Here is a 20,966-nt window from a genome sequence, read left to right as displayed (position 1 = left end):
AGAAATGATCGATCGGCGCTCGGCGGCCCGGCGTGGGCGGTTGCGACAGCCATCCGCCGCGTTTCAACAGTGTTATCCACAGCGTCTGTGTAAAACGCGGCGGTGGATAACTAGGGAAGCACCTTCCTGAACGGCTTCACCGCCACGTTGGCGTAGACACCGGCGATCACGTAGGGGTCGGCGTCGGCCCAGGCTTGAGCGTGCTCGAGGCTATCGAACTCGGCCACCACCAGGCTGCCGCTGAAGCCGGCGTCGCCGGGATTGTCGGCATCCACCGCGGGATGGGGACCGGCCAGCACCAGGCGACCTTCGTCGCGTAGCTTCTCCAGGCGGGCCAGGTGGTCGGGACGCGCGGCCAGGCGACGTTCCAGGCTGTTCTTCACGTCTTCACTGATGATGGCGTAGAGCATCGGGCGTTTCCTCGGGCAGGTGCGGTAGCGGCACGAATACAGCGGTGCGTTGACCGGCCCTCGCCGGGCGCGCACCATGGGGTCACTATTTTGACAAAGTTGCCTGCCTGCGTCATGCCGATACCCCTCCCACCCGAGCGCTTCGCCGGCGATCCCGACCCCCTCGGGGTCGACCTGCATATGCACTCCACCGCCTCGGACGGCGCCATGGCGCCATCCGAGGTCGTGGCACTGTGCGCCAAGCGCGGCATCACGCTGATGGCGCTGACCGATCACGACACCGTGGCCGGGGTCGCCGAGGCCGACGCCGCCGCACGGCGCCTGGGCATCCTGCTTGTGCCGGCCGCCGAACTCTCGACTCGCTGGCAGGGCGTCGGTATCCACGTGGTGGCGCTGCTGCCCTCGGGCATCCGCGGCGCGTTGGAAGAGGGATTGGAGGCTCAGGCGAGGGCCCGCGAGGCGCGCGCCGTGGAAATCGCCGCGCGCATGGAGACGCTGGGGCTCGATGACGCCCTGGCGCGGGCGCGCGAGCAGGCCGGGCCGTATCGTCCACTGGGACGCCCGGACTTCGCCCGGGCACTGGTGGCGGCGGGGCTGGTGCCCGACGTGGCCACGGCTTTTCGCAAGCATCTCGGCAGCGGCAAGACCGGCGACGTCAAGGCGCACTGGCCGCCACTGGCCGAGGTGGTGGGGTGGATCGTCGAGGCAGGGGGCGTGGCGGTGCTCGCCCATCCGTTGCGCTACGGGTTGACGCGGCGCAAGCGGGGGCTGCTGCTGGATGCCTTCGCCGCCGCCGGGGGGGAGGCCGCCGAACTGGTCAGCGGCTTCCAGAATGCGGACGTAACGCGCGACTTGGCGCGTCAGTTCGACGAACGGGGCTTGTATGCTTCGCTCGGCAGCGACTTTCACTTCCCTGGCGGGTATCTCGCCCCGGGCAGCATGAGCCCCGTGCCGCGTACCGCCGTGCCGCCGGTCTGGACGCATCCCCGTATGGCCGGTTTCGTCGCGGCAGGCTGCGACGCGACTGCCGCCGGCACGCTATAGTGGGCAGCACGAATCGACTACGCCCGGGAGCCCATTCATGAGTCAATTCTTCCAGATCCACCCCGAGAATCCGCAGAAGCGTCTGGTCGACCAGGCGGTGCAGATCATTCGCCAGGGTGGGGTCATCGCCTACCCCACCGATTCCGGCTATGCCCTGGGCTGCCACCTGGGCGACAAGAAGGCGATCGAGAAGATCAAGTGGCTGCGCTCGCTCGACGACAAGCATAATTTCACCCTGGTCTGTTCCGACCTGTCCGATATCGGCACCTACGCCAAGGTCGACAACAGTGTGTTCCGCCTGCTCAAGGCCAACACGCCGGGCGCCTACACCTTCATCCTCAACGCCACGTCCGAGGTGCCGCGCCTGCTGCTGCACCCCAAGCGGCGTGCGATCGGCGTCCGCGTGCCGGACCATCGCATCACCCACGCGTTGCTCGAGGCCCTGGGCGAGCCGCTGATGAGCGTGACGCTAATTCCGGAGGACGAGGCGCTGCCAATGACCGACCCGGAGGCGATTCGCGACCGCTTCGGCGTCCATCTCGACCTGATCATCGACGGCGGTGCCTGCCACCTGGAGCCCACCAGCGTCATCGACCTGCGCGAACTGCCGCCGACCATCGTGCGCGAGGGACGTGGCGACCTGGCCCCGTTCCAGGTGTAGCCGGACCGACACCTGCCTCGGCGGCGGTTGTCACTCCGACGACCCGTGCCGACCAAGCTCGGCCTGGCGCGGGTCCGGCGAGGTCTCGTCGAGCCAGGTGCCGCACAGCAGGCAATAGCGGGCGCGGCGCTCGTGGCGATCGTGCCCGCAGCCGGGGCAGGCCTCCTCGGAGTAGCGGTCAGCGCGTACCGCGCGAATCACTTCGGCCGAGAAGACCCCGGTGGGCACGGCAATGATGGAATAGCCGATCAGCATCAGGATCACCGTGATCGCTTTGCCCAGCGAGGTCACCGGCACGATATCGCCATAACCCACCGTGGTCAGGCTGACGATGGCCCAATAAATCGATATCGGGATGCTGGTGAAGCCTGCCTCGTGCGACTCGATCAGGTACATTGCCGCGGCGAAGATGATCACCACCAGAAAAATGCCGAAGAAGAACAGGAAAATCTGGCGAGTGCTGCGCCTCAGCGCCTCGAGGAGTAGACGGCTCTCGCCGACGAACTGCATCAGGCGCAGCACGCGGAAGATGCGCAACACCCTCAACAAGCGCACGATCACCAGCGTCTGCGCACCGGGCAGAAACAGCATCAGCCAAGTGGGCAGGATAGCGATGACGTCGATCACGCCATAGAAACTGCGCAGATAGCGCCAAGGCTTTTCCAGGCAGTAGAGGCGCAGCAGCAGCTCGAGGGTGAAAAGGCCCGTGAAGCCCCATTCCAGCCAATAGAACCAGTCGCCGTACGCCGCTTCCCAGGCTTCCACCGTGTCCAGCATCACCACTAGCACACTTGCCAGAATCGCGATGATCAGGACGATATCGAAGCCCTTGGCCAACGGCGTGTCGGATTCGAAGATGATATGGAACAGGCGGGTTCGTACCCCCTCGCCACCCGGCCGAAACGGCTCGCTCATCGTACTCTCCCTGAAGCGGTTCTGTTCATGCGCGGCTATGGCGCCAGGCGCTGCGCCAGTCGCAATGCCATGCGGCCGAAGTCGACGCCAAGCCAATCGGGTTCACCGAGCAGGGCGGCCAGTCGCCGGGCGTCGTCCTCGCCGCCATCGGCCAGCCGACCGAAGGCCTCCCTGGCGGCGGCTCGCCAGTCATCCTCGCCGGTATCGCCGAAGGCGTCCAATGCCAGCAGCGCGCGGTGCAGCCAAGTGCTCGGGCTCTCTCCTTGCGGTAATGTCCAGTGCCCGGTGAGCAGGGCACCACCGCGGGCGGCCTTGCTGGCGTCGGCCGGGCGCAGCGGCACGCTTTCCGCCAGTGACAGCGCCAGCGACCACAGCGCCTGTGGGTCCCCATCCTTGAGTTCGAGCTCCAGTTCGCGGATCGGCACGCGCCGGTCGGCCGCGCGGATCTCGCCTTGGTCGAGGGCCACCTCGATGCGGGCCTGGGCCAGATCGAGCTGCCAGATTCGGCGTTCGAAGTCGGTGGTGAAACGGGGTTCGAGCCGGTCGATCCAGCCCATCTCCAGCCCGGCCTGCGACGTCAGACCGGCGAGCCCCTCCCGGTCGAGATCGTCGCCTTCCACCGGCCACTCCCATTCCCGACGTCGGCTGTAGCCTCCCGTGCCTTCGCCGCCGCTCTTCAGTGTCTGCACCCGGTGCTCGCCGTAGCGGCGCAGCCGCAGCGCCACGCGTGCCGCTTCCAGCTCGCCCTCCGGCGTGTCGTAGTAGGTGTTGGTCAGGCGCCGGGCAGCCTCCACACCGGCACGCAGCAGCGGATGGCAGAGCAGCCGTTCGGGGCCCGTTTCAGCCAAGGCCAGCTTCAGTTCGATCTCGTGACTCATTCCTTTTCCTCAGTCCCGTTTCAGGACAGTGCAGCATCGGACTAGACTGCTAAACTTTTCAATGACGTGACAAGAGCCGGTCGATATACTCGGCCCCGCCATTTTCCAAGCGCATGATACGCCATGGTCAAATCCAACCCGTTTTCCGCAATGTTCGGTCGTTCGCCGTTCCAGCCGCTGCTGGCTCACATCGGCAAGACCAACGAATGCGCCGGCCAGTTGCTGCCTTTCTTCGAGGCTACGCTCACCGGCGACTGGGACGAGGCTGCCAGGATCCGCGAAACCATCACGCAACTCGAGCATGAAGCCGACAGTCTCAAGACCGAGCTTCGCCTCAATCTGCCCAATACCCTGTTCCTGCCCGTCTCGCGCAGCGATCTGCTCGATCTGATCAGCGTGCAGGACAAGATCGCCAACAAGGTGCGCGACATCACCGGCATCATGCTGGGGCGCCGCATGCAGGTCCCCGTGGAGCTGGCCCAACCCATGCGCGACTACATGCAGACCTCCGTGGCCTGTGTCGTCCAGGCGCGCCAGGCGCTGGAAGAACTCCAGGATCTGCTGGAATCGGGCTTCGGTCGCCATGTCTCCGACGTGATGCAAAACCTGATCCGCGAGCTGCACATTCTCGAACAGCAGGCCGACCAGCAGCAGATCGCCATTCGGCGCCAGCTCTTCGACCTGGAAGACCGGCTCAAGCCGGTGGATGTGATCTTCCTCTACAAGATCATCGACTGGGTCGGCGAACTTTCCGATCGCGCCGAGCGCGTCGGAAGCCGGCTCCAGATTCTCACTGCCCGGTAGGACATCGACGCCCGGCACGCCCGGGCGATGTTCTCTCAACCTGACAGCCACATAGGATCCCACCTCCCTATGTCGATCATTGCAGAGCACGCGAACACCTTCATCATCCTGGCCTGTGTCTTCGGTTTCTTCATGGCCTGGGGCGTCGGTGCCAACGACGTCGCCAACGCCATGGGGACCTCGGTCGGCTCCAAGGCGATCACCATCAAGCAAGCGATCATCATCGCCGTCATCTTCGAGTTCCTTGGCGCCTGGCTTGCCGGTGGCGAAGTCACCGAGACCATACGCAAGGGCATCATCGATCCCGCTGCGTTGCAGAACGACCCTCAGCTCCTGGTCTACGGCATGCTGGCATCGCTGCTGGCCGCCGGTACCTGGCTGCTGGTGGCTTCGATGCGGGGCTGGCCGGTGTCGACCACCCATTCGATCGTCGGCGCCATCGTCGGCTTCGCCCTGGCGGGCCTCGGGATCGATGCCGTGGGCTGGCCCAAGGTGGGGCAGATCGCCGCCAGCTGGGTGGTGTCGCCGCTGCTCGCCGGCACCATTGCCTTCACGCTGTTCAAGTCGGTCCAGCACCTGATCTTCGAAGCCGACGATCCCTTCGCCGCGGCCAAGCGCTATGTGCCGTTCTATGTGCTGCTGGTCGGCTTTGCCATCTGCATGGTGACCCTGACCAAGGGGCTCAAGCACATGGGGCTGAACCTGGGCTTCGGCACCAACTTGCTGCTGTCGGCCCTGTTCGGTCTTGCCGTGATGGCACTCGGTGGCTGGATGGAGCGGCGCGTGCAGGCCGGTAGCCGCCAGACGGATCATTTCGGTTTCACCGGCGTGGAACGGGTCTTCGGCGTGCTGATGATCTTCACTGCCTGCGCCATGGCCTTCGCCCACGGTTCAAACGACGTGGCCAATGCGGTCGGCCCGCTGGCGGCGGTGATCAGCGTGGTCGAGCACGGCGGCACCATAGGGGCCTCGGCGCTAGTGCCCTGGTGGGTGCTGGTACTGGGCGGTGGCGGCATCGTGGTGGGCCTGATCACCTACGGCCACAAGGTCATCGCCACGGTAGGCACCGGCATCACCGAGCTGACCCCGAGCCGCGGCTTCGCCGCCACCCTGGCCGCGGCGCTGACCGTGGTGCTCGCTTCGGGGACCGGTCTGCCGATCTCCACCACGCACACCCTGGTGGGGGCCGTGCTCGGCGTGGGCCTTGCCCGCGGGATGGCGGCGCTCAACCTGCGCGTGATCGGCACCATCGCCATGTCCTGGCTGATCACCCTGCCGGCCGGTGCGGGCCTGGCCATCATGTTCTTTTTCATGTTCAAGGGCATATTCGGGTAATCGATATTTCGATGCCCCATGGTTCCCGTACAGCGGCGGCGCCTTGATGGTGCCGCCGTTTTCGTCGCTCTGATATAGTCGAAACCGGTACACCTTTCTCTCACCTGCTGCCGGAGAGCGGCCTTGGACACTCGTTTTCCCTTCGTCGACTGGTTCCGCAATTCCTCCCCGTATATCAATGCGCACAGGGGCCGAACCTTTGTGATCCTCATCGAAGGCGAGGCCATGGCGCGCGGGCGAGGCGAGCAGCTGATCCAGGACCTGGCACTACTGCATACGCTGGGCGTACGCCTGGTGGTGGCCTTCGGCATCCGCCCCCAGGTGGAGCAAGCGTTGAGCGAGGCCGGCATCGTGCCGCACCGGCACGATGGCCGCTGGGTGGCCGACGAGGCGATCATGGCCTGTGTCGAGCGGGTGGCCGCCGAGCAGCGCCTGTGGCTGGAGGCGAGGCTCTCGCTGGGCCTGCCCAATACGCCGCTGCACGGGGTCGAGCTGACCGCGGTATCCGGCAATCTGGTGATGGCCAAGCCGTTGGGTGTACGCGAGGGGATCGACTACGACCATAGCGGCGAGGTGCGCCGGGTGCGGGTCTCCGCCATGCAGGGCCTGCTCGATCGTGGCTCGCTGGTGCTGCTGCCGCCGCTGGGGTTCTCGAGCACCGGCGAGGTGTTCGACCTGGACGCCGCCGAGGTAGCCCAGCACGCCGCCATGGCGCTGGCCGCCGACAAGCTCATTCTGCTGGGCGAGGCCGCCGGACTTTACGATGAGAATGGCGCCTTGCAGCGCCAGCTCACCCCGGCCGAAGCCGAACCGCTGCTGGCGCACGCCGCGCCGGGCAGCGAACCGGCGCGACACCTGTCCGCCGCCTGCGCCGCCGCCCGCAATGGCGTGGCGCGCACCCACCTGCTCTCCTGGCACGACCACGACGCCCTGCTCGGCGAGCTGTTCACCCGCGACGGGGTGGGCACCATGATCACCCGTCATCGCTACGAGCAGCTACGCCCGGCGCAGTTGAGCGACATCGGCGGGCTGCTGGAGCTGCTGGAGCCGCTGGAGCGTCGCGGCATGCTGGTACCGCGCTCGCGTGAACGCCTCGAGCATGAGATCGACGATTACCTCGTGATCGAACGCGACGGCATGATCATCGGCTGCGCCGCGCTGCATCGTTTCGACGAAGCCGCCATGGGCGAGCTGGCCTGCGTGGCGATTCATGTCGACTATCGCGGCGGGGCGCGGGGGACGCTGTTGCTCTCCGGTGTCGAGCGGCGTGCCCGCCGGCTGGGGCTGGAAGCGCTGTTCGTCTTGACGACACATACGGCGCACTGGTTCGTCGAGCACGGCTTTCGCGCTGGCGGTATCGAAGAGCTGCCGCCCCTACGGCGCGATACCTATAATCATGCACGCAAGTCGAAGATTCTCATCAAACCTCTCGTCTAGCCCCGCCAGGGTTCTGCCGCTGTCGAACCCGCTTCGATAGCGGCGGCTGTCGCTTCAGGGCAACGCCGATACTGGGCTTGTCTCAAAAAAGCAACATGATAACCCCTTGTTTCGTAACGACCTACTGGCAAGTCATTGAAAGGGTGTCGCCTAACGGTGACAAAATAGGCCTCCCCGAACCCCTAGGTGACGTCTTTTTTCGGCGATGACCAAGCGTACTCACTTTTAGCTTAATGCAACTTATTGTTTTGGCTTGGCAAGTGCAGTAATTGGCACGCAAATGGCACTATGCAGGGCGAGCAACGAAAGAAGTGATTCAAACGGCTCGAATCACTTCGATCCCCGGGAGGTTCGGGAACCACCACCCCCCATGCCCTGTGCAACTCGGGCCAAGCGGGGATCAGCGTTCGCTCCGCGATGTGTAACTTAGGTTGCGATGAGACGGGTACCGCCAACAGGCAAGGAAAGGTACCAGAAGGGCAAGGATGCCCCGGCAAGGATGCCTCATCCCCCTTGGGGGATCGAATATCGCGGCATCGCCGGCGAGTGACTCGCGGCGGTGACGCCAGGTAACGAAGCAGAACGGTTCGCCGTTCGCCTGTATCGGCTGGCTCCTGGTAGGCCGACAGACGATGCAGGGTTTCGAGGGCTCTCGGGCCCACGGAAAGTGTGGATATGGCTCGACCAGGCGATCGATGCCCATATTTTCCAACCCCTTCAGTTCCCTGCGTACTTGGGCCGGCTCTCGCCGGCCTCTTTTTTTCCGAAAAAATCAGCGGGAACGTCAGGACACGAGAAGCTGAGCGTGGAACTCTGTTATCCTTCAGGCATGCACCATGGTGTTTTTTTTCCCTTTATTCAGTAGAACACTGGTCATGACCAAACGGGTCTCGCGCCGCTGGCGCCCACGTTCCCTGTTGCAGCTGGTGCTGCTGGCCTTCCTCGTCGTGATGTTGCCGCTGGGAATCCTCATGTATCAGGCCGGACAGGCCCTCTCCGAACTCTCACGCCTGGCGGATGTCAGTGCGCGCCAGGCCGTGGAAGAGAGCCGCCGGGCGAGAATGCTGAGCAACCTGGCCCTGGACATGGAGCGTAGCGCGCGCCAGTACGCCGTGCTCGAGCAGGAGAGCCTGCTCGATATCTACGCCGAACGTCACAACGAATTCACCGAGCTGTTGGCCGAGCAGCGTCGCTTCCTGCCGCGCGATCCCGATGTCCTGGCGCTGGAGGAGCAGTTGTTGCTGCTTTCGCAGCTCCCGGAACTGGACGCCGAGGCGCTGGAGGTATGGCTGGCCCTGTTCGGCCCGTTCGCCGAACACGTCGAGTCCATGCGACAGGCCACCAACCAGCAGATCGATGCGCGAATCGAGATGATCCGCTCCCGAGCCGAGGCGGTGCAATCGCGGCTCTGGCTGCAGACCACCGCGCTGGTTTCCTCCAGCCTGCTGCTCATGCTGCTGTTCAGTTGGCTGATCATTCGCCCGGTGCGTCAGCTCGAGCATCGCATCCTCAGCATTGGCAGCGGAGTGGAGACCAACGATCGCGACACCATCCAGGGACCGGCGGAGCTGGTCCAGCTCGGCGATCGTCTCGACTGGCTATCGACTCGTCTGAGCGATCTCGAGGCCCAGAAGCAGCAGTTCCTGCGCCATATGTCCCACGAGCTCAAGACGCCGCTGGCCAGCGTGCGCGAAGGGTCGGCACTGCTGGCCGACGGCGTGGCCGGCGAGCTGAGCCCCCGCCAGCGCGAGATCCTGTCGTTGATCGATGCCAGCGGCAGGGAATTGCAGCGCCTAATTGAGCAATTACTTGACTATAATCTGCTGCAGCACAACCAACGGATCACTCTCGAACGCGTCGATGTGGCGACCCTGGTCAAGACCACGCTCGCCAAGCATCGACTGGCACTGGAGCACAAGGGCATGCGGGTGACGGCCTTCGACGGCCCCCTGGATTGGGTGGTGGATCGCACCGCCGTGGGACGGATTCTCGACAATCTGGTTTCCAACGCCATCGCCTATGGCGAAGACGGCGGTGACCTGCTGATTCGCGCTCATGCGGGGCGCGATCACCTGTTCCTTGATGTCGCCAATAGCGGCGAACCGATCGCCGATAACGATCGTGCGCGACTCTTCGAGCCCTTCTATCAGGGGCGGTCCCGCCGCAGGGGGCCGCTTAAGGGCTCGGGCATCGGTCTCTCGGTAGCGGCCGACTGCGCCCGGATTCAGAACGGCAGCCTGGTGCTGGTGGAGGATCGTGAATTCGAGGTGTGCTTTCGACTCACACTGCCGCGCCGGGGAGTGCCCCTGACCCAAAGCGGAGAGAATACCGTGCCCGTCGAAGTGGGCGACAGCGCAAGGAGCGAAGCATCATGATGTTGAGAACACTCTGTGTCGGCGTGGCCGTGGTCTGGCTGGGGGGGTGCCAATATTTGCCCGAGCAGATCGTTACCGGTACGGAGAATGAGACGGTGTCGGCCGACTCCTGCCAGGCGCTGATTCCCTCCTTCGAAGAGGATGCCTGCCTGGTGCCCAGTTGGGTGGGGTTCGGTCTCTCCTCGCAGCGCGGCGACGACGAATGGCGCCGCCAAACGTTGGAAGGTCTGGATACCGCCCCGAACAAGAGCGAGGCCGAGCGACAGCTCATACGCGCCGTGGTCCATTCCTGGGGCAGCGAACGCGAATGGGCGGAGGCGGCCGAGCTCTACCGAACGTATACGCATGCGGCACCGGCCGGACTGCAGCCGCTGCTGCTCTATTGGCGCAATGAACTGGAGGGGCGACGCTCCCTGGCCAGGCAGAACTCGCGGTCACGCGATCAGCTGTCCGTCTTGCAGCGTGAGAACACGGAGCTTGCCGAGAAGCTCGAGGCGTTGACCACGATCGAGCGGAACATGAACTTGCGATAGTAGTCGCCCTGTGCGACACGGGAGATACGAGTAATGGAAGCGGCTCGACTGACTGATGCCCGGAAGGCAGAGACTCGCAGGTCCCCGGCACGAGCTTCCGGCGCGAAAGCGTCCGAAGCCCATATCCTGCTGGTCGACGACGACGTCAGCCTATTGCGTCTCATGGGCATGCGACTGGAAAGCCGCGGTTACCGCGTGACCACGGCCGAGAGTGGTCCCGAGGCATTGCGCTGCCTGGAAGCCGAGCGTCCCGATCTCGTGCTTTCGGACCTGCGCATGGACGAAATGGACGGCCTGGCCCTGTTCCAGGCCATCCAGCGCGAAGTTCCCGGGCTTCCGGTCATCATTCTGACCGCTCATGGTTCCATTCCCGACGCCGTGAATGCCACGCAGCAGGGCGTGTTCAGCTTCCTCACCAAGCCGGTGGACCGTGACGAGCTGTTCAGCGCGATCGACGAGGCGCTGACGAACACGCCGGTCGGCGCGGGGGGAAGCGACGATGCCTGGCGGGCCGACATCATCACCCGCAGCCCCACCATGGAGCGGGTGCTCGAGCAGGCGCGCATGGTGGCGTCGTCGGACGTCAGCGTGCTGATCACCGGGCCCTCCGGTTCGGGCAAGGAGCTGCTGGCACGGGCCATCCACGACGCCAGCCCGCGCGCCAGCAAGCCGTTCGTGGCGATCAACTGCGGCGCGTTGCCGGAGCAACTGCTGGAAAGCGAACTGTTCGGTCATGCCAAGGGCGCCTTCACCGGGGCCATCAGCGACCACAAGGGCCTGTTCCAGGCCGCCGACGGCGGCACCCTGTTCCTCGACGAGATCGGCGACATGCCGCTGCCGTTGCAGGTCAAGCTGCTGCGGGCGTTACAGGAGCGCCAGATCCGCCCGTTGGGCTCGACCCAGTCGATTCCGGTCAACGTGCGCATTCTCTCCGCCACCCACCGCGACCTCAGCCAGGCGATGCATCAGGGCGAGTTCCGCGAGGACTTCTTCTACCGCCTCAACGTGGTCAACCTGAAGCTGCCGGCGCTCAAGGATCGCGCCGAGGACGTGCCGCTGTTGGCGCGCCACCTGGTGGCCCAGGCAGCGGCCCGACACAAGCCGTTCGTCAAGGGGTTCTCGCCGGAGGCGCTCAACCTGCTGGCCACCAGCGCCTGGCCCGGCAATGTGCGCCAACTGGTCAACGTGGTGGAGCAGTGCGTGGCATTGACGCGTTCGCCGATGATTCCCGAAGCGCTGGTGGCCCAGGCCCTGGCGGCGGAGGACAGCGCGCTGCCGACCTTCAACGATGCCCGCTCCAACTTCGAGCGCAGCTACCTGGTCAAGGTCCTCAAGATCACCGAAGGCAACGTGACCCAGGCGGCGCGCATTGCCGGGCGCAATCGCACCGACTTCTACAAGCTGCTGGCACGTCATGAGCTGGAGCCGAGCACCTTCAAGCCCGAATAGTGCGGGGGTCGGGGCGGCTTACGTGAAACGTCGCTTCACTTCGACCTTCAACCTGCCCTCGCCCAGCCTGGCGGTCAGCGTTTGGCCAGGCTGAGTGTCGGTCGCGCGCCGTACCACCTGGCCCTCATCATTCTGCAGAATGGCATAGCCGCGCCCCAGCACCGCCAGAGGACTGACCGCCTGCAGTTGCCGTGCCAGGCTACCCAATCGCTCGTGCTGTTTCGCCAGGCGGCGCTGGACCGCCTGCTCCAGTCGGGAGCGCGCACGCTCCAGCCGGGCGGCGCTCTGTTCGATACTGCGCCCCGGGTGGCAGGCGGTGAAGCGCCGCTGCAGATGCGTAAGGTGACGGCGCTCGGCGCTGAGCCGGCCCTGCAGCGCGCGATGCAGCCGGGCTTCCAGCGCAACGAGTGCCTGGCGCTGGCGAGCCAACCCCTCGCCGGGGTGGCGCAGCCGGGCGCGCAGATGATCCAGCCGCTGGCCCTCGCGTTCGAGGCGCGCCTGGGCGCAGCGCGAGAGCCGGCGCTCCAGGTCGGCCAGGCGGCGCTCGAGATCGCGGCGATCCGGTACCAGCATCTCGGCCGCGGCGGAGGGGGTGGGGGCGCGGACATCGGCGGCCAGGTCCGACAGGGTGACGTCCACCTCGTGGCCCACCGCCGACATCACCGGCAGCCGCGAATGAAAGATGGCCCGTGCCAGGTATTCATCGTTGAATGCCCACAGGTCTTCCAGGCTGCCGCCGCCCCGGGTCATCAATATCACGTCCTGCGCCGGGTCGAGCGCCTGCTGGCGGTTGAGCAGCCCGAGGGCGGCGATCAACGCCGGCGTCGCTTCGCGCCCCTGCACGGGCACGCCGATCAGCGTGACCCGGGCCAGCGGCCAGCGCGCCTGGAGCACCGCCAGTACGTCGCGGATCGCCGCGCCGGTAGGCGAGGTGAGTACCAACAGATGGCGCGGCGGGCAGGGCAGGGGGCGGGCATTGGCGAACACCCCTTCGGCGGCAAGCCGCTGCTTGAGGCGCTCCAGCGCAACCAGTAGCTCGCCTTCGCCGGCCGCCTGCACCGCCTCGGCGATCAGTTGGTAATCGCCACGCGGTTCGAACACCGACACCCGACCGCGCACCCTGACCCGGTCGCCGTCACGCATCGGCGCGCCGACGAAGCGGGCGCGATTGCGGAACAGCGCGCCGCGCAGCTGCGCCGAGGCGTCCTTCAGGGTGAAATAGACGTGGCCCGAGGCCGGGCGCGACACGCCGGAAAGCTCCCCTTCCACCCACACCTCGCCAATGCCCGATTCGAGCAGCTGCCGGGCGCGGCGATTCACTTCGCTGACGGAGAGGGCGGTGGCGTCGGGTGGGGACATGCGCGGTCTCGGACGATGAAACGATGCCGCCACTCTAGCATGACCGGGGCGAGCCGACATGGACGCTCGACCGGGGAGCTCGGGGCAGGACGAAAAAAGCGCCGGGCGAACCGGCGCAAGTTTCACGTCATGGGGAGGGCAGGGTTCGAGCGGGCGTCACTCGAATTCGTCTTCGACGTCCTCGTCGGTATATTCGGCGCTGTCTTCGCCGTTGCCTTGCTGGTTACCTTCGGCATTCTGGCCGCCCATGTCGGAGCCGGCGCCGACAGTGCCCGTCTGCCAAGCGCTCTCACCTTCGGTACGGACCTTCTCGCGCTCGGTGTCGAACCACTCCTCGCTGTATTCCGGGTAGCCTTCCAGGTCCTCGGACTCGGCGTTGATGAGGATGCGGTGGGTGGTTTCCTCGCCGTCACGCTCGGTCTCGAGGCTTATGTCCTCGATATCCGCCACGATCTCGCGGCCACCCATGCCCAGTATCTCACCGGTGGTGATCACCACCTTGCTGACCTTCTGTTCGTCATCGAGCAGAAGATTGCTAACGTCGCCGACATCCTCCTCGGGATCGCCTTCCAGATAGACATCGGCACCGATGATGTCATCGGCCGAGTAGAGCCCCTGTGCCGCTTTGGGATCTTCCTCTTGTGCCACGGCCTGGGTGCCAAAGGCCAGGCTGCCGGTGACGGCGGCGACGGCGATGGTCAATAGGCGCTTTTGCATGATCGCTCTCCTTACCTTTCCTTGGATACAGGATCTTGCTTGCTTCGGCGGGCGCGCCGTTACTGCTGACGCGCCCAATCGTCGGCCTGGCGCTCGGCTTCCTCGCGCTCCAGGCCATAACGCTGCTGGAGCTTGCCGATCAATTGCTCACGCTTTCCGGCAATTTGATCGAGCTCCTCGTCGCTGAATTCTCCCCAACTGGAGCGGGCCTTGCCCATCAGCTCTTTCCATTTGCCTTCGATCTGGTCCCAATTCATATTGCCCCTTCCTTGCGTGAATGGACCGTCGTGTACGTCTTCAAGCTAGATCACGTTTCTGCCGCTGTAAGTCAAAGCCGGTTTCAGACTGTATCGAAGTGTATTGCGGCTGGTTCGCCAACCCCGTCCCCGCATTGCCCGCCCCTCGGGCCGGACGTTATAATGGTTGATTAACTTTTCCCTCCCCCACCAGCACTGGGTGTTGCCGACTATGTTACGTATGGCCCAAGAAGCTCTTACGTTCGACGACGTATTACTCGTACCCGGCTACTCGGAGGTCCTGCCCAAGGACGTCAGCCTGCGGACCCGCCTGTCCCGCGACCTCTACCTCAACATCCCCCTCGTCTCCGCCGCCATGGATACCGTGACCGAAGCCCGCCTGGCCATCGCCATGGCCCAGGAAGGCGGCATCGGCATCATCCACAAGAACATGAGCATCACCGCCCAGGCCGCCGAAGTGCGCAAGGTCAAGAAGCACGAGAGCGTCATCGTCAAGGACCCGGTGACCGTTGGGCCCAAGGCCAAGCTCGAGGACCTGCTGACGATGGCCCAGGAGTACGGCTTCTCCGGCTTCCCGGTGGTGGAGGGCGAAACGCTGGTGGGGATCGTCACCGAACGCGACATGCGCTTCCAGCCCAACCACGGTGACCGAGTTTCCGACATCATGACCCCGCGCGAGCGCCTGGTCACCGTGCCCGAAGGCACCGAGCTCGACGTGATCAAGGCCAAGATGCAGGAGCACCGTGTCGAGAAGATGCTGGTGGTCAACGACGCCTTCCACCTGCGCGGCCTGGTTACCTTCAAGGACATCGAGAAGGCACGCACCTTCCCCAGCGCCGCCAAGGACACCGACGGCCGCCTGCTGGTCGGCGCCGCCGTGGGTACCGGCGCCGAGACCCCGGACCGCGTGGCCGCGCTGGCCGAAGCCGGCGTCGACGTGATCATCGTCGACACCGCCCATGGCCACTCCCGTGGCGTGATCGACCGCGTGGCGTGGGTCAAGGAACACTTCCCGCAGATCCAGGTGATCGGCGGTAACATCGCCACCGCCGCCGCCGCCCGTGCGCTGGCCGAAGCCGGCGCCGACGGCGTCAAGGTGGGCATCGGCCCCGGCTCCATCTGCACCACCCGCGTGGTGGCCGGCGTCGGCGTGCCGCAGATCACCGCCGTTTCCAATGTGGCCGAGGCACTCAAGGCGTACGACATCCCGCTGATCGCCGACGGCGGCGTGCGCTTCTCCGGCGACCTGGCCAAGGCCATCGCCGCCGGCGCCAGCGCGGTGATGGTCGGCGGCCTGCTGGCCGGCACCGAGGAAGCCCCGGGCGAGGTCGAGCTGTTCCAGGGCCGTACCTACAAGGCCTACCGCGGCATGGGCTCCATGGGCGCCATGTCCCAGAGCCAGGGCAGCGCCGACCGCTACTTCCAGGACAAGGACAGCGGCGCCGAGAAGCTGGTGCCGGAAGGCATAGAAGGCCGCGTGCCCTACAAGGGCATGATGAGCGCCATCGTTCATCAACTGATGGGCGGCCTGCGCGCCTCCATGGGCTACACCGGCTGCCGCGACATCCACGAGATGCGCACCAAACCCGAATTCGTGCAGATTACCGGGGCCGGCTTCGCCGAATCCCACGTGCACGACGTGCAGATAACGAAAGAAGCGCCCAACTACCGAGTGGGCTAGCGGTGCCGCTGAACTGGCGCCATGCGTTGTGAAAACGGCCGCCGCATGCTCATTGACGACCACGTCAACTCCGCTGCTTCGGCCGTTTTCGCCTAACCTGACGTTCAGCCAGCGACGCCGCTCATTCTTACCTATGTTGCCCCGCCGCCATACGTTGCCAGTAGAGACGACCCGATGACCGACATTCACGCCCACAAGATCCTCATCCTCGACTTCGGCTCCCAGTACACCCAGCTCATCGCCCGCCGCGTGCGCGAGATCGGCGTGTACTCCGAAGTGCGCGCCTTCGACATCACCGAGGAGGAGATCCGTGAGTATCGGCCCAACGGCATCATTCTCTCCGGCGGCCCGGAATCCACCGTGGCCGAAGGCTCGCCCCGCGCGCCGAAGTGCGTGTTCGAGCTGGGCCTGCCGGTGCTGGGCATCTGCTACGGCATGCAGACCATGGCCGAACAGCTCGGCGGCGCCGTGGAGGGCTCCAACAAGCACGAGTTCGGCTACGCCCAGGTCAAGATCGAGAGCGGCGACGACCTGTTCCGCGACATCAAGGACCACGTGGACCACGACGGCAAGGCGCTGCTCGACGTATGGATGAGCCACGGCGACAAGGTCGCCCGCGCCCCCGAGCCCTTCACCGTGACCGCCTCGACCCCGAGCTGCCCCATCGCCGCCATGACCTGGCCGGAGAAGCGCTTCTACGGCGTGCAGTTCCACCCCGAGGTGACGCACACCCTGCAGGGCATGCGCATCCTCGAGCACTTCGTGGTGGGCATCTGTGGCGCCGAGAAGCTGTGGACCCCGGCGCGCATCATCGAGGACCAGGTCGCCCGCGTGCGCGACCAGGTCGGCGACCGCCACGTGCTGCTCGGCCTCTCCGGCGGGGTGGACTCCTCGGTGGTGGCCGCGCTCTTGCACCGCGCCATCGGCGACCAGCTCACCTGCGTGTTCGTCGACAACGGCCTGCTGCGCAAGAACGAAGGCGACCAGGTGATGGAAACCTTCGCCCAGCACATGGGCGTGAAGGTGATCCGCGTGGACGCCGAAGAGCTGTTCCTGGGCAAGCTGGAAGGCGAGAACGACCCGGAAGCCAAGCGCAAGATCATCGGCAATACCTTCATCGACGTGTTCGATGAAGAGGCCAGCAAGATCGAAGGCGTCGACTTCCTGGCCCAGGGCACCATCTACCCCGACGTGATCGAATCTGCCGCCAGCAAGACCGGCAAGGCCCACGTGATCAAGTCGCACCACAACGTCGGCGGCCTGCCCGAAACCATGAAGCTGCAGCTCGTCGAACCGCTGCGCGAACTGTTCAAGGACGAAGTGCGCAAGCTCGGCCTGGAACTTGGCCTGCCCTACGACATGGTGTACCGCCACCCCTTCCCGGGGCCGGGCCTGGGCGTGCGCATCCTCGGCGAGGTGAAGAAGGAGTACGCCGACATCCTGCGCGAAGCCGACGCCATCTTCATCGAGGAACTGCATAACGCCGACTGGTACCACAAGACCAGCCAGGCCTTCGCCGTGTTCCTGCCGGTTAAATCCGTTGGCGTGGTTGGCGACGGCCGCCGCTACGAGTGGGTCATCGCCCTGCGTGCCGTGGAAACCATCGACTTCATGACCGCACGCTGGGCCCACCTGCCGTACGAGCTGCTGGAGAAGGTCTCCAATCGCATCATCAACGAAATCCGCGGCGTCTCCCGCGTGACGTACGACGTCAGCAGCAAGCCGCCTGCGACGATCGAGTGGGAGTGAGGCGCATCTAGGCTGAACGCCTGATACGGCTAAGCTGACCGACATCAAGGGTCTACCAAAGGGTAGGCCCTTTTCTTTGCATTCCGTTACAAGGTTTAGTTAACTCGGGTTAAGGTCGCCGAGATGACCGCCGATAGAAGAGACAGGTAGTACAACGCAGACAGGGCTGTCGCAGGGAAATGATGTTATCCCCGGGCGGTAGCGTGATTTAGGTTATCCGTCGGCGGCCGCATATTTCTTTAGCCCGTGGAGCGGTGGCCTTGTGGCGCTTGCTCGTAGAGCGGGTCGAACAACACCAGTGCAAAACTGGATCAACCGGGAAGGGGGTGGAAGATGGGAAGCTCAGGCTCGGGTCGTTTTTCAGACTATCCTGGTACGAAGGCCAAAGAGGTAGCTGGAGACGGAACAGGCGTGGCAGGCGGTGCGAGCGGCGTCGACAAATGCAAGCAGGCATTTCACGTGCTACTCGATGATGTTGGAAACAGCGACTTCTATTCACAATTCAATAATGTCCCGGCTGTTGGCGACCAGCTGGGCATTCTCTTCGACAAGAAGCGTGTATTCGCAGTCGATGTGAATGGTGTGAAAGTTGGAGCGCTCCCCACATCATTCAATTATCTCGTAGAATGCCTGGAAGACGGTGTGACTTATGTCGGGTTGGTGAGCTCATCTGCAGTATCACCCGTCCCCACCGTAGCTGCTGACTTCGCGCCGCAATAATTATGGCCGACTCTGATGCTGTCCTAGTTGTTGGGGAGCTGGTTGTGGACTACACGCTCGCCCAGCATGGTGCAATGTGCAAGCTTCGTTTGGGTGGCGTCGGTCACGCGGCGAGGGGGTTATGGGCTGCAGAACTTGACTATTCAGTGGCAGCTTTCTGTCCGCAATACCTCGTTGACGAAGCAAAGCGCTACCTCGCTGAGTTCGGTTGCAAAGAGTTCATCTGGCTTGGTGACGTAGTCGGCGCACCGAACGTTATCCTTATTGGTGATGTAGCGGAGGTTTCGCAGCAAGGCTACGAAGACTTGATGCGTGATACCAAGGTAGTGAAATTTCACGACCCGCTACCGCAACTCGATGCTTACCAGAAGGTCGTTGTCTTCCCCGGCAGGTTCGATATCAGCAAACTCGCCAGCGCGTTCGCTGAGGAGGCGCGGTTCTCATTCGATATCGCGTACGATGTTGAGGATCTCTCATCGCTCGAGACGTTCAGAGGTCGCGTGGAAGCTGTCATTATCTCGACGTCGTCCTCGCTGTTCATGAGGCTTGGAAAGAGAGATATCGACGAACTGCTAGATGCAATAAAGGGGCTTTCGCCGGACGTGTTCCTGCTTAAAGAGAATCGTGGCGGCAGCCGACTCTTTGACATACGGAATGGCGGCGTCGACGAGATCCCGGCAACGTTGAGCCACACCGTCAATTCAGTCGGCGTTGGGGATGTCTATTCCAGCGTTATGGTGGGCCTCTCTCACATCGGATGGACCGAAGCAGCGTGGCGCGGAAGCCAGGCTGCCACGGCGTACTCCCAGTCGACGTTTCCCGACGACATCAAGCGCGATGTGCAGCGCGGGTTCCGACTCTCGGTGGGGGTGCTGCAAGCGCTCGGCGGAACGGTGCTCCCATGGCACGACCGCCAAAGCTACTCAATCTACCTTGCCGGTCCGGACTTCTCGTACGTCGAAAAACAAGAGCTTGATCGTGCTGTGGATAGCCTCACGTACCACAACTTCAAGGTGCGACGTCCCATCCTGGAGAATGGCGAGTTAAAGCGACCTGCGAGTGAGGCTGATCTGCGCCGAACGTATCAGATGGACTGCCAGCTGTTGAAGGAATGTGATGTAGTCTTCTCGGTTCCTCTCGACCGTGATCCTGGTACGCTCGTTGAAATCGGCATGGCAATTGAAATGGGAAAGCCGGTCATCACCTACGACCCTCGGCGTGAAAATGAGAACACAATGGTGGTCGCCGGAAGTTCGATGTACTCCGCGGACCTTGATGCGTGCCTCAACGGAACTTTCAACGTCATTGCTGAATTGAGGGCTGAATCGCGATGAGACAAGTACTCCTACTGGCTTCGGGTGGCTTGGACTCAACAACTGTTGCATACCAGCTCACGTCAGCAGGTGTGGAGGTCGTACCAATCTTTTTCGACTACGGGCAACATTGTGTAGGCGTTGAGTGGAGTCGTGTGAATGAAGTTCTGCCCTCTGATATGCAGCGGCCTGAGCGCTTCGACATATCGAGTATCTTCCGAGGTTCGCCGTCGCGGCTGATTAGCGAAGCTGACCTCTGGACTGAAGAGGTCAAGGATGACGATTTGTACATACCATACAGAACAATGCTATTCTTCGCCGCTGCCGCGGCACGCGCGCAGACCGTTGGTATCCTGGATGTCTATACTGGCTTCATCAACAGTAACCACGCCAAAGAAATTGACTGTACTGCCGCGTTTATGGATAGCCTCGACGGACTCACATCGAGCATTGGCCCCGTTCGCTTTCACTCACCGTTCCGCTATTCGTCCAAGGCCGATGTAGCTAGGGCAGCTGCTGAGCTTGGTGTACCTATCGGACGAACATACTCGTGCCAAGCGTTTGCACAGTTTCCGTGCGGTGCCTGTCCGAACTGCGTCGAGCGCCTGAATGCATTGAAAGAGGCTAAGTTGGTATGACCAGTCCCGCCATCGAGGTGCTGCTCGTAGCGCGTCGCATCGCCAACCACGCGAAAGATGAAGGCGTGCTCTTGGGTGAGAAACAGCCGCGTGTTACCTGCGACCACCTAGGAGCTGTTCTTGCGGACTCGGTGCTCCAAGCCGGGCTCAATTACACGACTGTTGTACGTCCACGGGTACTAGACATTCTCCGGACGCATCCGAGCTGCCATACGATTTCCTCATTGATCTCGATTATTCAGGATGGGGAGACAGGTGCATTCTTGAATTGGCGTCATCATGAGAAAGTGAGCCGTTTCGAGGCACTGGTAATTTTCCTACAGCGGTGGGGCATCGAGGATGTTCAGGATTTGCGTACTCGTCTGGCATCCGACGAACTCTGCAATGCAATCCAAACCATCAGCGGTATCGGTCCGAAGACCGTCGATTATATGGCGTGCCTCGTTGGAATTGACTCTATCGCAGTTGACCGCCATGTTCGTGCTTTCGCAAAAGCAATTGATGTCGAGAGAGACGACTATCATTTCTTGCGTGCATCATTTTGTTGTGCTGCTGACCTACTCTCGCTTCCACGCCGGGAGTTTGATGGCTGGCTATGGCGTCGGGCCACAGCGCGAACTCAGGTGAAGTTAGCTTTCGCTGTCTAAGGGTGAAGTCCTGCAAATTACTTCAGCGAGGAGGTCTTCGCAGG

Annotated in this window: 20 protein-coding genes; 14 read left to right on the top strand and 6 right to left on the bottom strand. The window is 63.6% G+C overall.

Going from position 1 to position 20,966, the window contains the following annotated elements; all coding sequences use genetic code 11:
* Positions 1-110: 110 nt before the first annotated feature.
* Positions 111-410 (bottom strand): YciI family protein, encoded by a 300-nt coding sequence (locus tag F0A17_RS12155; RefSeq protein ID WP_149328594.1) that lies wholly within the window; start codon positions 408-410, stop codon positions 111-113.
* A gap of 114 nt (positions 411-524) precedes the next feature.
* On the opposite strand from F0A17_RS12155, the gene F0A17_RS12150 reads away from it, so the two are divergent.
* Together F0A17_RS12150 and F0A17_RS12145 are read left to right on the top strand one after the other, a co-directional pair.
* On the top strand, positions 525-1,454 hold the full coding sequence (locus F0A17_RS12150) for a PHP domain-containing protein (RefSeq protein ID WP_149328593.1): 930 nt from the start codon (positions 525-527) through the stop codon (positions 1,452-1,454).
* A gap of 37 nt (positions 1,455-1,491) precedes the next feature.
* Positions 1,492-2,115 carry an L-threonylcarbamoyladenylate synthase gene (locus F0A17_RS12145; RefSeq protein WP_149328592.1) on the top strand — a complete coding sequence of 208 codons (624 nt, stop codon included), beginning with the start codon at positions 1,492-1,494 and terminating at the stop codon, positions 2,113-2,115.
* A gap of 30 nt (positions 2,116-2,145) precedes the next feature.
* Here F0A17_RS12145 and F0A17_RS12140 read toward each other — a convergent pair whose 3' ends face one another.
* Positions 2,146-3,030 carry an ion transporter gene (locus F0A17_RS12140; protein WP_149328591.1) on the bottom strand — a complete coding sequence of 295 codons (885 nt, stop codon included), beginning with the start codon at positions 3,028-3,030 and terminating at the stop codon, positions 2,146-2,148.
* Between the two features lie 35 nt (positions 3,031-3,065).
* Complete coding sequence (locus F0A17_RS12135; protein ID WP_149328590.1) at positions 3,066-3,908, bottom strand: CYTH domain-containing protein; 843 nt, start codon at positions 3,906-3,908, stop codon at positions 3,066-3,068.
* A gap of 123 nt (positions 3,909-4,031) precedes the next feature.
* Here F0A17_RS12135 and F0A17_RS12130 point away from each other — a divergent pair, with 123 nt between their 5' ends.
* The 6 genes from F0A17_RS12130 to glrR all read left to right on the top strand — a co-directional run bounded on the left by F0A17_RS12130 (position 4,032) and on the right by glrR (position 11,841).
* Positions 4,032-4,712: a TIGR00153 family protein gene (locus tag F0A17_RS12130; protein ID WP_149328589.1), complete on the top strand. Its 681-nt coding sequence runs from the start codon at positions 4,032-4,034 to the stop codon at positions 4,710-4,712.
* Between the two features lie 69 nt (positions 4,713-4,781).
* The gene (locus F0A17_RS12125; RefSeq protein ID WP_149328588.1) at positions 4,782-6,047 is read left to right on the top strand and encodes an inorganic phosphate transporter; all 1,266 of its coding nucleotides are present in this window, start codon (positions 4,782-4,784) and stop codon (positions 6,045-6,047) included.
* Between the two features lie 123 nt (positions 6,048-6,170).
* Entirely contained in the window at positions 6,171-7,484 is a 1,314-nt protein-coding gene (argA, locus tag F0A17_RS12120) for an amino-acid N-acetyltransferase (RefSeq protein ID WP_149328587.1), read from the top strand.
* 875 nt (positions 7,485-8,359) lie between these two features.
* The gene (locus tag F0A17_RS12115; protein WP_149328586.1) at positions 8,360-9,859 is read left to right on the top strand and encodes a sensor histidine kinase; all 1,500 of its coding nucleotides are present in this window, start codon (positions 8,360-8,362) and stop codon (positions 9,857-9,859) included.
* Complete coding sequence (locus tag F0A17_RS12110; protein ID WP_149328585.1) at positions 9,856-10,392, top strand: hypothetical protein; 537 nt, start codon at positions 9,856-9,858, stop codon at positions 10,390-10,392. Before F0A17_RS12115 ends, F0A17_RS12110 begins: the two co-directional genes overlap by 4 nt.
* A 162-nt stretch (positions 10,393-10,554) precedes the next feature.
* Positions 10,555-11,841: a two-component system response regulator GlrR gene (gene glrR, locus F0A17_RS12105; RefSeq protein ID WP_422670884.1), complete on the top strand. Its 1,287-nt coding sequence runs from the start codon at positions 10,555-10,557 to the stop codon at positions 11,839-11,841.
* Between the two features lie 18 nt (positions 11,842-11,859).
* Here glrR and xseA read toward each other — a convergent pair whose 3' ends face one another.
* From xseA to F0A17_RS12090, 3 genes are all read right to left on the bottom strand, one after another.
* Positions 11,860-13,200: an exodeoxyribonuclease VII large subunit gene (gene xseA / locus F0A17_RS12100; protein ID WP_149328584.1), complete on the bottom strand. Its 1,341-nt coding sequence runs from the start codon at positions 13,198-13,200 to the stop codon at positions 11,860-11,862.
* A 156-nt stretch (positions 13,201-13,356) separates the two neighbouring features.
* Entirely contained in the window at positions 13,357-13,917 is a 561-nt protein-coding gene (locus F0A17_RS12095; RefSeq protein ID WP_149328583.1) for a PRC-barrel domain-containing protein, read from the bottom strand.
* A gap of 59 nt (positions 13,918-13,976) precedes the next feature.
* Entirely contained in the window at positions 13,977-14,174 is a 198-nt protein-coding gene (locus tag F0A17_RS12090; RefSeq protein WP_149328582.1) for a CsbD family protein, read from the bottom strand.
* A 211-nt stretch (positions 14,175-14,385) separates the two neighbouring features.
* Between F0A17_RS12090 and guaB the strand changes: the two genes are divergently transcribed.
* The 6 genes from guaB to F0A17_RS12060 all read left to right on the top strand — a co-directional run bounded on the left by guaB (position 14,386) and on the right by F0A17_RS12060 (position 20,922).
* Positions 14,386-15,855, top strand: a complete 1,470-nt coding sequence (gene guaB / locus F0A17_RS12085) for an IMP dehydrogenase (RefSeq protein ID WP_149328581.1) — start codon at positions 14,386-14,388, stop codon at positions 15,853-15,855.
* A gap of 174 nt (positions 15,856-16,029) precedes the next feature.
* On the top strand, positions 16,030-17,604 hold the full coding sequence (guaA, locus tag F0A17_RS12080; protein ID WP_149328580.1) for a glutamine-hydrolyzing GMP synthase: 1,575 nt from the start codon (positions 16,030-16,032) through the stop codon (positions 17,602-17,604).
* Positions 17,605-17,937: 333 nt separating this feature from the next.
* Entirely contained in the window at positions 17,938-18,324 is a 387-nt protein-coding gene (locus tag F0A17_RS12075; RefSeq protein WP_223111539.1) for a hypothetical protein, read from the top strand.
* 2 nt (positions 18,325-18,326) lie between these two features.
* Positions 18,327-19,658, top strand: a complete 1,332-nt coding sequence (locus tag F0A17_RS12070; protein ID WP_223111538.1) for a nucleoside 2-deoxyribosyltransferase — start codon at positions 18,327-18,329, stop codon at positions 19,656-19,658.
* A complete protein-coding gene (locus F0A17_RS12065; protein WP_149328579.1) occupies positions 19,655-20,275 on the top strand; it encodes a 7-cyano-7-deazaguanine synthase in 621 nt (206 codons plus the stop codon). Before F0A17_RS12070 ends, F0A17_RS12065 begins: the two co-directional genes overlap by 4 nt.
* Complete coding sequence (locus F0A17_RS12060) at positions 20,272-20,922, top strand: HhH-GDP family DNA glycosylase (RefSeq protein ID WP_149328578.1); 651 nt, start codon at positions 20,272-20,274, stop codon at positions 20,920-20,922. Before F0A17_RS12065 ends, F0A17_RS12060 begins: the two co-directional genes overlap by 4 nt.
* The last annotated feature ends 44 nt before the right edge of the window (positions 20,923-20,966 follow it).

This window comes from Billgrantia pellis (genome assembly GCF_008297955.1).
Taxonomy (GTDB): Bacteria; Pseudomonadota; Gammaproteobacteria; order Pseudomonadales; family Halomonadaceae; genus Halomonas; species Halomonas pellis.
The sequence above is the reverse complement of the archived record's forward strand: the minus strand, read 5'-3'. Positions and strand labels throughout refer to the sequence as shown.

Excerpts from the sequence above, each read along its gene's own strand:
- F0A17_RS12155 (WP_149328594.1), bottom strand. The coding sequence starts at position 410 with ATGCTCTACGCCATCATCAGTGAAGACGTGAAGAACAGCCTGGAACGT.
- F0A17_RS12150 (WP_149328593.1), top strand. The coding sequence starts at position 525 with ATGCCGATACCCCTCCCACCCGAGCGCTTCGCCGGCGATCCCGACCCC.
- F0A17_RS12145 (WP_149328592.1), top strand. The coding sequence starts at position 1,492 with ATGAGTCAATTCTTCCAGATCCACCCCGAGAATCCGCAGAAGCGTCTG.
- F0A17_RS12140 (WP_149328591.1), bottom strand. The coding sequence starts at position 3,030 with ATGAGCGAGCCGTTTCGGCCGGGTGGCGAGGGGGTACGAACCCGCCTG.
- F0A17_RS12135 (WP_149328590.1), bottom strand. The coding sequence starts at position 3,908 with ATGAGTCACGAGATCGAACTGAAGCTGGCCTTGGCTGAAACGGGCCCC.
- F0A17_RS12130 (WP_149328589.1), top strand. The coding sequence starts at position 4,032 with ATGGTCAAATCCAACCCGTTTTCCGCAATGTTCGGTCGTTCGCCGTTC.
- F0A17_RS12125 (WP_149328588.1), top strand. The coding sequence starts at position 4,782 with ATGTCGATCATTGCAGAGCACGCGAACACCTTCATCATCCTGGCCTGT.
- F0A17_RS12115 (WP_149328586.1), top strand. The coding sequence starts at position 8,360 with ATGACCAAACGGGTCTCGCGCCGCTGGCGCCCACGTTCCCTGTTGCAG.
- F0A17_RS12110 (WP_149328585.1), top strand. The coding sequence starts at position 9,856 with ATGATGTTGAGAACACTCTGTGTCGGCGTGGCCGTGGTCTGGCTGGGG.
- glrR (WP_422670884.1), top strand. The coding sequence starts at position 10,555 with ATGGGCATGCGACTGGAAAGCCGCGGTTACCGCGTGACCACGGCCGAG.
- xseA (WP_149328584.1), bottom strand. The coding sequence starts at position 13,200 with ATGTCCCCACCCGACGCCACCGCCCTCTCCGTCAGCGAAGTGAATCGC.
- F0A17_RS12095 (WP_149328583.1), bottom strand. The coding sequence starts at position 13,917 with ATGCAAAAGCGCCTATTGACCATCGCCGTCGCCGCCGTCACCGGCAGC.
- F0A17_RS12090 (WP_149328582.1), bottom strand. The coding sequence starts at position 14,174 with ATGAATTGGGACCAGATCGAAGGCAAATGGAAAGAGCTGATGGGCAAG.
- guaB (WP_149328581.1), top strand. The coding sequence starts at position 14,386 with ATGTTACGTATGGCCCAAGAAGCTCTTACGTTCGACGACGTATTACTC.
- guaA (WP_149328580.1), top strand. The coding sequence starts at position 16,030 with ATGACCGACATTCACGCCCACAAGATCCTCATCCTCGACTTCGGCTCC.
- F0A17_RS12075 (WP_223111539.1), top strand. The coding sequence starts at position 17,938 with ATGGGAAGCTCAGGCTCGGGTCGTTTTTCAGACTATCCTGGTACGAAG.
- F0A17_RS12070 (WP_223111538.1), top strand. The coding sequence starts at position 18,327 with ATGGCCGACTCTGATGCTGTCCTAGTTGTTGGGGAGCTGGTTGTGGAC.
- F0A17_RS12065 (WP_149328579.1), top strand. The coding sequence starts at position 19,655 with ATGAGACAAGTACTCCTACTGGCTTCGGGTGGCTTGGACTCAACAACT.
- F0A17_RS12060 (WP_149328578.1), top strand. The coding sequence starts at position 20,272 with ATGACCAGTCCCGCCATCGAGGTGCTGCTCGTAGCGCGTCGCATCGCC.